Source organism: Geodermatophilaceae bacterium NBWT11 (assembly GCA_014218215.1).
Taxonomy (GTDB): Bacteria; Actinomycetota; Actinomycetes; order Mycobacteriales; family Geodermatophilaceae; genus Klenkia.
The window spans coordinates 1568885-1579760 of sequence record CP043652.1; the positions used below are offsets into that span (position 1 = coordinate 1568885).

General features: G+C 74.7%; 7 protein-coding genes. 4 read left to right on the forward strand and 3 right to left on the reverse strand.

Annotation, left to right across the window (positions count from 1 at the left end):
- Positions 1–7: 7 nt before the first annotated feature.
- A complete protein-coding gene (locus tag F1C76_07520) occupies positions 8–1078 on the reverse strand; it encodes a LacI family transcriptional regulator (GenBank protein ID QNG36456.1) in 1071 nt (356 codons plus the stop codon).
- A gap of 146 nt (positions 1079–1224) precedes the next feature.
- Between F1C76_07520 and F1C76_07525 the strand changes: the two genes are divergently transcribed.
- Both F1C76_07525 and F1C76_07530 read left to right on the forward strand, forming a co-directional pair.
- Positions 1225–3255: an amylo-alpha-1,6-glucosidase gene (locus tag F1C76_07525; protein ID QNG36457.1), complete on the forward strand. Its 2031-nt coding sequence runs from the start codon at positions 1225–1227 to the stop codon at positions 3253–3255.
- 46 nt (positions 3256–3301) lie between these two features.
- Positions 3302–4147 (forward strand): YihY/virulence factor BrkB family protein, encoded by an 846-nt coding sequence (locus tag F1C76_07530; GenBank protein QNG36458.1) that lies wholly within the window; start codon positions 3302–3304, stop codon positions 4145–4147.
- Here the strand turns inward: F1C76_07530 and F1C76_07535 are convergent.
- Positions 4107–5423 (reverse strand): GAF domain-containing protein, encoded by a 1317-nt coding sequence (locus tag F1C76_07535; GenBank protein QNG36459.1) that lies wholly within the window; start codon positions 5421–5423, stop codon positions 4107–4109. The genes F1C76_07530 and F1C76_07535 overlap by 41 nt on opposite strands.
- On the opposite strand from F1C76_07535, the gene F1C76_07540 reads away from it, so the two are divergent.
- Together F1C76_07540 and F1C76_07545 are read left to right on the forward strand one after the other, a co-directional pair.
- Positions 5422–7242, forward strand: a complete 1821-nt coding sequence (locus tag F1C76_07540; GenBank protein QNG36460.1) for an NAD(P)/FAD-dependent oxidoreductase — start codon at positions 5422–5424, stop codon at positions 7240–7242. The genes F1C76_07535 and F1C76_07540 overlap by 2 nt on opposite strands.
- 10 nt (positions 7243–7252) lie before the next feature.
- Entirely contained in the window at positions 7253–8308 is a 1056-nt protein-coding gene (locus F1C76_07545; protein ID QNG36461.1) for a 2,3-butanediol dehydrogenase, read from the forward strand.
- 102 nt (positions 8309–8410) lie between these two features.
- On the opposite strand, the gene F1C76_07550 is transcribed toward F1C76_07545, so the two are convergent.
- The gene (locus tag F1C76_07550) at positions 8411–10729 is read right to left on the reverse strand and encodes a penicillin-binding protein (GenBank protein QNG36462.1); all 2319 of its coding nucleotides are present in this window, start codon (positions 10727–10729) and stop codon (positions 8411–8413) included.
- Between the last annotated feature and the right edge of the window lie 147 nt (positions 10730–10876).

Genomic DNA, 10876 nt, shown 5'->3' on the forward strand with positions numbered 1-10876 from the left:
TCGGGGGTCAGGGAGCGGGCAGGACCGGTGGGGTGGCGGTGGGCGCCGACCCGGCACCGCGGACCGAGGACGCCCGGACGACGAGGCGCGGTGCCAGCAGCACCGGTTCGTCGGTCGCGGCGTCCCCCGGGCCCGGGTCGAGCTGGGCACGGAGCAGGTCGATGCAGGCCGCGGCGGCCGCGGCGACCGGCTGGGCGATCGAGGACAGCCCGATGGCGGCGGCGACCGGGCTGTCGTCGAACCCGACGACGGCCACGTCGGTGCCGGGCTCGCGGCCCAGTTCGCGGACGGCGCCCAGGGCGCCGAGGGCCAGGGAGTCCGAGGCGCAGACCAGCGCGGTGACGCCGCGGGCGGCGACGAGGCCCAGCGCCGCGGCCTGGGCGACGGCCGGGTCGTCGGGGAGCCCGGCGTCCAGGCCGGTGGTGGACAGGCCGGCCGAGGACATCGCGTCCGCCCAGCCGGCCCGCCGGTCGTCGCCGGTGCCCGAGCCGACGGGCCAGCCGAGGAAGGCGATCCGGGTGTGGCCCTGCGCCAGGAGGTGCTCGACGGCGGCGCGGGTGCCGGCGGCTCCGTCGATGTCGACCCAGCTGCGCCCCGCGGCGTCGTCCCAGGGCCGGCCGAAGCTGGCCACCGGCAGCCGGCGGCGGCGCAGCCAGGCGGTGCGCGGGTCGCCGTGCGAGGTGCCGGTGAGCACGAAGGCGTCGACGGCGAAGGAGGCGACCAGCTCGTCGTAGGCGGCGACCTCGGCCTCGGCGTGCCCGGCGGTGAACAGCACCAGGCGGTGCCCGGACTCCTCGGCGCTGGCGGTCAGCGCGTGCAGGAACTGGTCCAGGACGATGCCGCCGATGCCCTCGCGGACCGGCTCGATGCGCATGCCGATCAGCTGGGAGCGGTTGCTGCGCATCTGCTGGGCCGCGCGCAGCGGGCGGTAGCCGACCTCGTCGATCACGCCCTGCACCCGCTCCAGGGTCGACTCGCTGACCAGGTGCGGGGCGTTGAGCACGTTGCTGACGGTCTGCTTGGAGACCTGGGCGGCCGCAGCGACCGACGCCAGGGTGGGCCGGTGGTCCTCGTGCATCGGATCCGACTCCCTCCGCGGACGTATTGGAACGGTCTAAGTGACCGCTGGCACAGTGCGCCCCGGTGAACACCGCTGTCAAGTGCGGCCCTGACGAGAAGGGCGTTTGTTGCACCCTGCGGGGCGGGTCGGGTTGGATCGGTCGAATGACGAGCACCCCGGGTCTGCAGCCGACCGTGCACGAGCTCGACGTGTGCCTGCGGGCCCCGGTCACCGTGCTGTCGGCCCGGGACGGCGCGGTGCGCGGGCAGGGCGCCGAGGGCGTGTTCTGCGGCGACGTCCGGGCGCTGTCGGTGCGCACCGTGACCGTCGCCGGGCTGGTCCCCGACGGCATCGGGGGCGGCAGCACGGCGCCCGGGCACAGCCGGCACGTCGCCGTCCTCCGCGGGCTGGGGGACGCCGGGCCCGACCCGACCGTGCGACTGGAGACCAGCCGGGTGCTCACCGCCGACGGGCTCACCGAGACCCTGCGGCTGGTGTCCACGGCGGCCGAGCCGGTGGCGGCCGAGGTGGTGCTGACCCTGGGCACCGACCTGGCCACCGTCGAGGAGGTCAAGAGCGGTTCCGCGCGCTCCCTGGTCGCGCCGTCGGGCAGCGGGTGGGCCGGGCGCGGGGTGCAGGTCGAGGTGCCGGGGCTGGAGCCGGCCGGGGACGTGGGCGAGCTGCGCTGGTCGGTCGTCGTCCCCCCGCGGGACGCCGTGGAGGTGACCTGGTCGCTCACCGTCACCGACCCCGGGGGCGTGACCGCCGCCCCGCCCACCGCACACAGCTGGGCCACCCCGACGGTGACCGCCGACGACCACCGGCTGGCCACCCTGCTCACGCAGTCGCTGGAGGACCTGGCCGGGCTGCGGATGGTCACGACCACCGCACCGGAGGACGTCTTCACCGCCGCCGGGGCGCCCTGGTACCTGACCCTCTTCGGCCGGGACAGCCTGTGGACGGCGCGGTTGCTGCTGCCGCTGGGCACCGAGCTGGCCGCCGGGACGCTGCGCACGCTGGCCGCCCGGCAGGGCACCCGCCGCGACGACGCCACCGGGGAGGAGCCGGGGAAGATCCTGCACGAGATCCGCCGGCCCCCGGTGGCCGAGGAGGGCACGACGCCGTTCCTGCCGCCGGTCTACTTCGGGACCATCGACGCCACCCCGCTGTGGGTCTGCCTGCTGCACGACGCCTGGCGCTGGGGTCTGGACCCCGCGGTGGTCACCGAGCTGCTCGACCCGCTCGAGCGCGCCCTGGACTGGCTGGCCACCGACGGCGACCCGGACGGCGACGGCTTCCTGGAGTACCTGGACCGCTCCGGGGCGGGGCTGGCCAACCAGGGCTGGAAGGACAGCCACGACTCGGTGCGCTTCGCCGACGGCCGGATCGCCGAGGGGCCGATCGCGCTGTGCGAGGCACAGGCCTACGCGCACGAGGCGGCGCTGGGCGGGGCGGCGCTGCTGGAGGCCTTCGGCCGGCCCGGCGCCGACCGGTGGCGGGCCTACGCCGCCGACCTGGCCAAGCGGTTCCGCGAGGCGTTCTGGGTCGCCGACGACGATGGCCCCTACCCGGCGATCGCGCTGGACGGCACCAAGACCCCGGTCGACGCCCCGACCTCCAACATCGCCCACCTGCTCGGCTCGGGGCTGCTGGACGCCGCGGAGTCCGCCGCGGTGGCCGCCCGGGTCGGCTCGGCGTCGATGGACTCCGGGTTCGGGCTGCGCACCATGGCCACCACCGCCGGCGGCTACGGCCCGCTGACCTACCACTGCGGCTCGGTCTGGCCGCACGACACCGCGATCGCGATCACCGGGCTGGCCCGCGACGGGCACGGCGCGGTCGCCGGGTCGCTGGCCCGGGGGGTGCTGGCGGCCGGGGAGTCCTTCGACTGGCGGCTGCCCGAGCTGTTCGCCGGGGACTCCTCCGCCGACGTCCGGCACGCGCTGGCCTACCCGGCGTCCTGCCGCCCGCAGGCCTGGTCGGCCGCGGCCGCGGTGGCGGTGCTGTCCGCGGTGCTCGGGCTGCGCCCCGACGTGCCGGCCGGGCGGTTGACCGTGGCCCCGCTGCGCCCGGCACCGCTGGGTGCGGTGCGGGTCGAGGGCCTGCGCGTCGGGGACGACGCGGTGACCGTGGCCGTCACGGCGTCCGGCGAGGTCGAGGTGGCCGGCTTCTCCGGTGAGGTCGTCCTGGGCTGACCCGTTCGCTGGGCGCCGCCGGGCGCGGGGTGGTGGAGTGGACACGATGACCACCGGCCCGTCCTGGCACGCCCGGTGGCGCAGCGAGGCCGACTTCCTCATGCGCTCGGTCCGGCGCGGGCTGCGCGGGCGCGACCTGTCGCTGATCGCGGCGGGGCTGACCTTCTACGCCGGGATCTCCGTCGTCCCGCTGTTGCTGCTGGCGCTGGCGCTGACCTCGCTGTGGACCAGCCCGGAGGCCGTGCGCGGCTACCTGGCCGAGCTGGGCGGCATCCTCCCGGACGAGCTGGGCGCCCCGGACGCCCTGGCCCGCCTGGCCGAGGCCGGCACCCAGCTCAGCCTGCTGGGCGGGGTGCTCGCGCTCATCCCGATGACCTTCTACGGCGAGGGCCTGCGCCGCGCGCTGCTGCGCTTCACCGACGAGCGCGACACCTTCACCGGGTGGCGGGGCCGGCTGGCCGTCGTCCCGCTGCTGCTGGTGACCCCGGTGCTGCTCTACCCGTTGCTGCTGGTGGTCCCGGTGCTGGCCGACCTGCAGCGGACCGGTGGGTTCGGGGCCGGTCTGGCGTCGGTCGCCGTCGGCTTCTACGCAGTGCTGTTCGTCCTGGTCGGCCCCCTGGTCTGGGGGTTCCGGGTGGTGGCGGCCGGGATGCTGCCCTGGCGGGCGGTGCTCGTCGGGGCGTTCTTCACCGCGGCGTCGCTCTCGGGCTTCCTGCAGGGGTTCACCCTGTTCCTGGCCCTCCCGCTGTCGCTGGGCGCGCCGTTCGGCGGGCTCGAGGTGATCGGCGGGATGGTCGCGCTGGGGCTGTGGCTGTTCCTGCTGCACCTGGTGGTCATCGCCGGGTGGCTGTTCACCCAGGCGCTGGACCGCCGGCTGGCACTGGTCGACTGAGCCGCTCCCGGGCCACCACCGGGGCCACCGAGCCGGGCAGCAGCGTGGACGGGTCGGCGGGCCGGAGGACCTCCGCCACGACCCCCTCGGCCAACCGGTAGGGCCGGGTCGCCAGCACCGGGCCGGCGGTGCGCCGCAACCGGGACACCTCGGCCCGCACGGTGACCGTGCGGGTGGGGTCGGCGAACAGGTCGTCGGCGAGCTCGGCGGCCGACCGGCCCAGCGGCGCGCGGGCCAGGGCCAGCAGCATCTCCGCGTGCCGCAGCCCGAGCACGTCCTGCCAGGAGCCCGATCCCGCCGCCACGGTCAGCCGCGGACGGGTCCCGGTGAGGTCCAGCGTGAGCCGGGTGGCCGGCATCTCGTCCTCGGCGTCGTCCAGCCGGACCAGCCAGCCACCGGGCAGCGGCTCGACGCGGCACAGCCCCAGCGCGGGCAGCAGCAGCCGACCGGCGTCCAGGGTCTCGGGCAGGTGCACCCGGGGCGGACCGCTGAAGCCGGTCACCGCCGCGGTGGCGCCGTCCGGACCCACGACCAGCGCCCGGCCGCCCACCCGGGCCAGCACCGGGGCGGCCACCCGACGCAGCTGCTCCAGCGACCGGTCGTGGGCGGCCCGCAGCTCGTGTTCGGCCAGCGAGGCGACGGCGGCGACCAGCGCGACGGTGCCGGGGTGCGCCGTCCTGGCGGGCCCGGACAGGTCGACCACGCCCAGCAGCTCCCCGCCCACCGGGTCGCGCAGCGGGGCAGCCGCGCAGGTCCAGCGCTGGTGGCCGTCGACGAAGTGCTCGTCGCCGTGCACGCCCACCGGGGCACCGAGCACCAGGCAGGTGCCGATCGCGTTGGTGCCCACCGACCGCTCGCCCCAGGCAGCGCCGGGCACGAAGCCCAGTGCGTCCGCCCCGCGCCGGATCTCCGGGGCCCCCGCCTGCCACAGCACCCGCCCGTCGACGTCGGTGACCACCAGGATCTGGCCACAGGCCCGCGCCACCGGTTCCAGGCGGTCGCGCAGCACCGGGATCATCGGCGCGAGCGGTCCGGCAGCCACCCGGCGGGCGACCTCGGCGCCGGGGAGCACGGCCGGCGCCGTCGTCCCCCCGCGGTCCACCCCGGCCGCCGCGACCCGGCGCCACGACGCGTCGATGAGGGGGCGGGTCACCCCACCAGGGTGTGACCCCGGCCACCTCCGGCGCAACCCCCTGCAACCCTCCCGGCGACGTCCCCGAACCGGTGCACTGCCTCCTGAGGGCGGCAGCGTGGCCGCCGAGACGGAGGACGGCATGACCCAGACGCTCCAGCGCCCATCCGGTACGCAGACCCCGGCCGAGCGGGTGCAGGCCTGGCTGGAGGCGTTCCAGACCGCGCTCACCGCCCGCGACGTCGACGCAGCGGTCGAGCTCTTCGCCGCCACCTGCTTCTGGCGCGACCTGGTCTCCTTCACCTGGAACATCACCACCGCCGAGGGCCAGGACGCCGTCCGGGCGCGGCTGACCGAGGTCCTCGACCGGGTCGACCCCACCGGGTTCCGGGTGGCCGACGGCGAGGAACCGACCGGGGCCGACGGCGTCGACGAGGCCTGGATCGAGTTCGAGACCTCGGTCGGGCGGGGCCGCGGGCACCTGCGCCTGACCGACGGACGGGCCTGGACGCTGCTCACGACGCTCCACGAGCTGACCGGCCACGAGGAGCGGTCCGGCGCCCACCGGCCGCGCGGGGCCGAGCACGGTGCGAACAAGGAGCGCCGCACCTGGCTCGAGGAGCGCGACGCCGAGTTCGCCGAGCTGGGCCGCACCCGCCAGCCGTACGTGCTGGTGATCGGCGGCGGTCAGGGCGGCATCGCGCTGGGCGCCCGGCTGCGGCAGCTCGACGTCCCCACCATCGTGGTGGACCGCTACGAGCGCCCCGGGGACCAGTGGCGCAGCCGCTACAAGTCCCTCTGCCTGCACGACCCGGTCTGGTACGACCACCTGCCCTACCTGCCGTTCCCGGCGAACTGGCCGGTGTTCGCCCCCAAGGACAAGATCGCCGACTGGCTCGAGATGTACGTCCGGGTGATGGAGATCGACTACTGGGCCTCGACCACCGTCGACGCGGCGTCCTACGACGAGGCCGCGGGCACGTGGACCGTCCGGCTCACCCGGGACGGCGAGCAGCTGACGATGCACCCCACCGAGCTGGTCTTCGCCACCGGCATGAGCGGCAAGGCCCGGATGCCCCACTTCCCCGGGACGGACCGCTTCCGCGGCGAGCAGCAGCACTCCTCGGCCCACCCAGGTCCGGAGGCCTACCGCGGGAAGAGGGTCGTCGTCGTCGGGTCGAACAACTCCGCGCACGACATCTGCGCCGCGCTCTGGGAGAACGGCGCCGACGTGACGATGGTGCAGCGCAGCTCCACGCACATCGTCACCAGCCACTCGCTGCTGGGCACGATGGAGGGGCTGTACTCCGAGAGCGCGGCCGCGGCCGGGGTGACGACCACCAAGGCCGACCTGACCTTCGCGTCGCTGCCCTACCGGATCATGGGCGAGTTCCAGAAGCCGCTCTACGACCAGATCCGCATCGACGACGCGGACTTCTACGCCCGGCTGGAGGCTGCGGGCTTCCAGCTGGACTTCGGGGACGACGACAGCGGCCTGTTCCTCAAGTACCTGCGCCGCGGCTCGGGCTACTACATCGACGTGGGTGCCTCCGAGCTCATCGCCGACGGCTCGGTGCACCTGGTGGCCGGCCAGGTGCGCGAGCTGACCGAGGACGCCGTCGTGCTCGAGGACGGCACCGAGCTGCCGGCGGACCTGGTCGTCTACGCCACCGGCTACGACTCGATGAACGGCTGGGTCGCCGATCTCGTCGACCAGGAGACCGCCGACCGGCTCGGCAAGGTCTGGGGACTCGGGTCGGACACGACCAAGGACCCCGGTCCGTGGGAGGGCGAGCAGCGCAACATGTGGAAGCCCACCGCCGTCCCGCACCTGTGGATGCACGGCGGCAACCTGCACCAGTCCCGGCACTACTCCCTCTACCTGGCCCTGCAGCTCAAGGCGCGGTACGAGGGCATCCCGACACCGGTGTCCGAGCCGGCCGCCGTGCACCACACGAGCTGAGGAGCACACGATGAGGGCAGCACGCTGGCACGGCCGCGAGGACATCCGGGTCGAGGACGTCCCCGAGCCGCAGCTGCAGCCGGGGCACGTGGCGATCGACGTCGCCTGGTGCGGTATCTGCGGCAGCGACCTGCACGAGTACCTGGAGGGGCCGATCTTCATCCCGCCGGCCGGGCACCCGCACCCGGTCTCGGGCGAGAGCGCGCCGATCACGATGGGCCACGAGTTCTCCGGCACGGTGAGCGCCCTCGGCGAGGGCGTCACCGACCTCGCCGTGGGTGACGCCGTGGTCGTGGAGCCCTACGTCATCGCCGACGGCGTCGACACCACGCCCGGGCAGTCCTACCAGCTGTCGAAGGACATGAACTTCATCGGGCTGGGCGGCCGGGGCGGCGGGCTGAGCGAGAAGGTCGTCGTCGCGAGGCGGTGGGTGCACCCGGTCGGGGACATCCCGCTGGACCAGGCCGCGCTGATCGAGCCGCTGGCGGTCGGCCACCACGCCTACCGGCGCAGCGGCGCCGTCGCCGGGGACGTCGCGCTCATCGGCGGCGCCGGCCCGATCGGGCTGCTGCTGGCCGCCGTGCTCACCGCCGAGGGGCTCACCGTGGTGGTCACCGAGGTCAGCGCCGCCCGGAAGGCCAAGGCACGCGAGACCGGGGTCGCCGCGCACGTGCTGGACCCGACCGAGGGGTCCGTGGGCGACCGGGTCCGGGAGCTGACCGGCGGCCGGGGGGCCGACGTCGCCTTCGAGTGCTCCAGCGTGGACGCCGTCCTGGACACGCTCCTGGACGCCGTGAAGCCGACCGCGGTGGTCGTGAACGTGTCCATCTGGGGCCACCGACCCGCCGTGGACCTGCAGAAGCTGGTGCTGAAGGAGATCGACCTGCGCGGCACGATCGCCTACGCCGGTGACCACCCCGCGACGATCGAGCTGGTCCGCAGCGGGAAGGTCGACCTGGCCCCCTTCATCACCGCCCGGATCGACCTCGGCGACCTGGTGGAGCAGGGCTTCCAGACCCTGGTGCACCACAACGACACCCAGGTGAAGATCCTCGTCCACCCCTGACGCACCCCGGGGGTGGAGGTGGGTCCGCCCCCCGACGAAGGAACCTCTGCACCCCCTCTGAGCCTCGTCAGGGGGTGTGGAGGTTCCTTCGTCGGGGGGGGGTCAGGCGGTGGGCGGGGCCGGGATGCCCGGCGGGAGCTCGACCGGTGGGGCCGGGCCGGGGACGGGGGCCGGCGCGGGTGCCGGGACGGGGGCCGGCGCTGGCGGGACGTAGGACGCGCCGTTGCTGACCAGGATCGACACCACCTGCCCGGCGACGGCGCGCCCGCCGGCCCGCGGGCTGGTGCCCAGCAGCGACCCGGACGGGCTGCTGCCCTCGACCCGGACCACCTGCGGCACGAAGCCCGCCCCCGACAGCGCCGCCTGGCAGCGGGACACCGACGAGCAGCCCGGCACCGGACGGGTGTTGCCGTTCATCACCGTGGGGTCGGCGGGCGGGAACTCCCCGCTCCCGCGGGCGTCCAGGATCGGCGCCATGGCCGCACGCCAGATGGTCGCGGGCTTGTTGCCGCCGAAGCCGCCGACGTCCTGGTTCTGCTTGGGGTTGAGCACCATGACGCTGGCGGCGATCTCGGGGGTGTAGCCGACGAAGGCGGCGGAGAAGTTGTCCTGCGACGTCCCGGTCTTGCCCGCGATCTGGTGGCCGGGCACGTAGGCGCGTGACCCGGTCTGGCCGGGGTTCCCGGGTTCGACGTCCCGGCGCAGGATCTGGTTCATCGTCGTGGCCACCCCGGACGGGATCGCCTCGGCGGTGCACTGGTCGCCCGTCACCAGGGGCTGCCCGGCGTCGTCGAGCAGCGGCTGGCCGGCGCGGTCCAGGACGGCGGTGACCGGGGTGACCAGGCAGCGGGTGCCGCTGGCGGCGAAGGTCGAGTAGGCGCTGGCCAGGCCGAGCGGGCTGGTCTCCTCGGCGCCGAAGGTGAACGAGCCGCGGTTCTCGTCGATCACCTGCTGGGCCAGTCCCGGCCGGCTGAACTGGAAGAGCCCGGCCGCCTCGGCCATCCGCACCGGGCCCTCGACGCTGCCGAGGGCGTCCTCCAGGGCGAGGAAGTAGGTGTTGGAGGACTGGTAGAGCGCCGTGGACAGGTCCAGCGTGGCCCCGTACCGCCCGGCGTTGCGCACGTCGTAGGGCTCGCTGCCGTCGCGGTAGACCCGGGAGACGTAGGGGTCGGACGTGGTGAGCGTGTAGTAGGCGGAGAACTGCCTGCTCAGCGCAGCCGCCGCGGTGAACACCTTGTAGGTCGACCCCGAGCCCTGGCTGGCCGCGACGTTGAGGTTGTAGGACTCCTGCGCCGGGTCGTCCACGTCGTAGCCGAAGACCCGGTTCACGCTCATCGCCAGCAGGTGCCCGGTGCCGGGCTGGACGGCGGTGAACATGCCGGCCAGCGAGTCGCCCATCGGCAGGGTGCCCAGCACCGCGGCGTCCCCGGCGCGCTGCAGCTCGGGGTCCAGCGTGGTCTGGATCGTCAGGCCGTCGTGCTCGAGCTGCTCCTGGGTGAGACCGAGGGTCTGGGTGAGGTACCGCTGCACGAAGTCGCAGACGAAGGGCCCGACGGAGGCCTGCACGCAGCCCCGTGGCGGGGCGGCCCCGAGCACCAGACCCAGCGGGGCGGCCTGGGCGGCGGCGGCCTCGGCGGCGGTGACCATCCCCTGCTCGGCCATCCGGTCGAGCACCTGGTCGCGCCGGGTGGTGGCCGCCTCCGGGTCCACGGTGGGGTCGTCGCTGGTGGGGCTCTGGGCCAACCCGGCCAGCATCGCGGCCTGGGGCAGGGTGAGTGCGATCGCGTCGACGCTGAAGTAGGCCCGCGCCGCCGGCTGGATGCCGTAGGCGTTCTGCCCGAAGTACACGATGTTCAGGTAGCGGGTGAGGATCTCGTCCTTGGAGTACGTCTCCTCCAGCGCCAGGGCGAGCCTGGCCTCGCGGATCTTGCGCTCGAGGGTCTGCTCGACCGCGGCGGCAGCCTCCTCGGGGGTCTCCGCCGTCTGCAGCAGGGTCTGCTTGACCAGCTGCTGGGTCAGCGTCGAGCCACCCTCCTGGACGTCGCCGGAGGCCAGGTTGGTCACCAGCGCACGCAGGGTGCCCTGCACGTCCAGGCCGTTGTGGGAGTAGAACCGGGCGTCCTCGATGGCCACCATCGCGTCCTTCATCACCGGCGCGATCGCCTCCGGGCCGACCGGGGCGCGGTTCTCGTCGTAGAACCCGGTGATCGGCTCCCCGTTCGCAGCCAGGAGCACGGTGTTGCCCGGCGGGGTCGCGTCGGTGAGCTCGACCGGCAGGGCGTCGAGCAGGGACGCCGAACTCCGCGCCACCGCACCCGCACCGCCGACCAGGGGGAACAACACCCCGGCGACGAGCACCCCGGCCAGCGCGACGGCCCCCAGCAACTGGGCCACCGTGCCGATCCGGCGGGCCGCGCTCATCCGGGCCTCCGCCCCTGGTGTCCCGTGCGTCACAGGAAGTGGATCAGAGAACACCCGGTCCTGCAACGACCTGCACTCCGGTCGGCGACGTGCTCCGCGTCGCCGAGACCTGCACGCAACCTCGAGCAGGCACCCTGGTGCACCACC

What these genes read in the sequence shown, in the direction of transcription:
- F1C76_07530 (QNG36458.1), top strand. Translation starts at nt 3,302, where the DNA reads ATGACCACCGGCCCGTCCTGGCACGCCCGGTGGCGCAGCGAGGCCGAC.
- F1C76_07550 (QNG36462.1), bottom strand. Translation starts at nt 10,729, where the DNA reads ATGAGCGCGGCCCGCCGGATCGGCACGGTGGCCCAGTTGCTGGGGGCC.
- F1C76_07525 (QNG36457.1), top strand. Translation starts at nt 1,225, where the DNA reads ATGACGAGCACCCCGGGTCTGCAGCCGACCGTGCACGAGCTCGACGTG.
- F1C76_07535 (QNG36459.1), bottom strand. Translation starts at nt 5,423, where the DNA reads ATGCCGTCCTCCGTCTCGGCGGCCACGCTGCCGCCCTCAGGAGGCAGT.
- F1C76_07520 (QNG36456.1), bottom strand. Translation starts at nt 1,078, where the DNA reads ATGCACGAGGACCACCGGCCCACCCTGGCGTCGGTCGCTGCGGCCGCC.
- F1C76_07540 (QNG36460.1), top strand. Translation starts at nt 5,422, where the DNA reads ATGACCCAGACGCTCCAGCGCCCATCCGGTACGCAGACCCCGGCCGAG.
- F1C76_07545 (QNG36461.1), top strand. Translation starts at nt 7,253, where the DNA reads ATGAGGGCAGCACGCTGGCACGGCCGCGAGGACATCCGGGTCGAGGAC.